The organism is Stutzerimonas stutzeri, assembly GCF_013522825.1.
GTDB lineage: Bacteria > Pseudomonadota > Gammaproteobacteria > Pseudomonadales > Pseudomonadaceae > Stutzerimonas > Stutzerimonas stutzeri_AK.
In genome coordinates this window covers 1-1,148 of record NZ_JAAMQZ010000100.1, presented here as the reverse complement: position 1 = coordinate 1,148, position 1,148 = coordinate 1, and the positions used below count along the sequence as shown (strand labels likewise).

At 65.0% G+C, this 1,148-nt stretch carries 1 protein-coding gene; it reads right to left on the bottom strand.

What is annotated here, in order from left to right:
- Positions 1-1,148: aldehyde dehydrogenase family protein (locus G7020_RS23760; RefSeq protein ID WP_181087220.1), on the bottom strand; the 1,148-nt coding region annotated here is incomplete at both ends.

Below are 1,148 nucleotides of genomic sequence, written 5' to 3'. Positions count from 1 at the left end.
TAGCTGACCAGCAGGTTCTTGGTCTGCTGGTAATGGTCGAGCATCATCTTGTGGGTTTCGCGACCGACGCCGGACTTCTTGTAGCCACCGAACGCGGCGTGCGCCGGGTACAGGTGGTAGCAGTTGGTCCAGACGCGACCGGCCTTGATCCCGCGGCCCATGCGGTAGGCGCGGTTGATGTCGCGGGTCCAGACGCCGGCGCCCAGGCCGAACTCGCTGTCGTTGGCGATGGCCAGGGCTTCGGCCTCGTCCTTGAAGGTGGTCACGGCGACCACCGGCCCAAAGATCTCTTCCTGGAACACGCGCATCTTGTTGTGGCCCTTGATCAGGGTCGGCTGCACGTAGTAACCGGTCGCCAGGCCGCCTTCGAGCTTCTCGGCGCCGCCGCCGGTAAGGATCTCGGCGCCTTCGCCGCGGGCGATGTCCATGTAGGAGAGGATCTTGTCGAACTGCTGCTCGGACGCCTGGGCGCCGACCATGGTCTCGGTGTCCAGCGGGTTGCCACGCTTGATCTGCAGAATCTTCTTCATCACCACTTCCATGAAGGGCTCGAAGATCGACTCCTGGATCACCGCGCGCGACGGGCAGGTGCACACCTCGCCCTGGTTGAAGAACGCCAGCACCATGCCTTCTGCGGCTTTCTCGATGAACTCCGGCTCGGCCTTCATGATGTCTTCGAAGAAGATGTTCGGGCTCTTGCCGCCCAGCTCCACGGTGCTCGGGATGATGTTCTCGGCGGCGCACTTCATGATGTGCGAACCGACCGGGGTCGAGCCGGTGAAGGCGATCTTGGCGATACGGGTGCTGGTGGCCAGCGCCTGGCCCGCTTCACGACCGAAGCCCTGGACGATGTTCAGCACGCCAGCGGGCAGCAGGTCGCCGATGATTTCCGCGAAGACGGTGATCGACAGCGGGGTTTGCTCGGCGGGCTTCAATACCACGCAGTTGCCGGCGGCCAGCGCCGGGGCCAGCTTCCAGGCGGCCATCAGGAAGGGGAAGTTCCACGGGATGATCTGCCCGACCACACCCAGCGGCTCGTGGAAGTGGTACGCGGCGGTGTGCTCGTTGATCTCGGCGGCGCTGCCCTCCTGGGCGCGCAGGCAGCCGGCGAAGTAGCGGAAATGGTCGGCGGCCAGCGGGATGTCGGC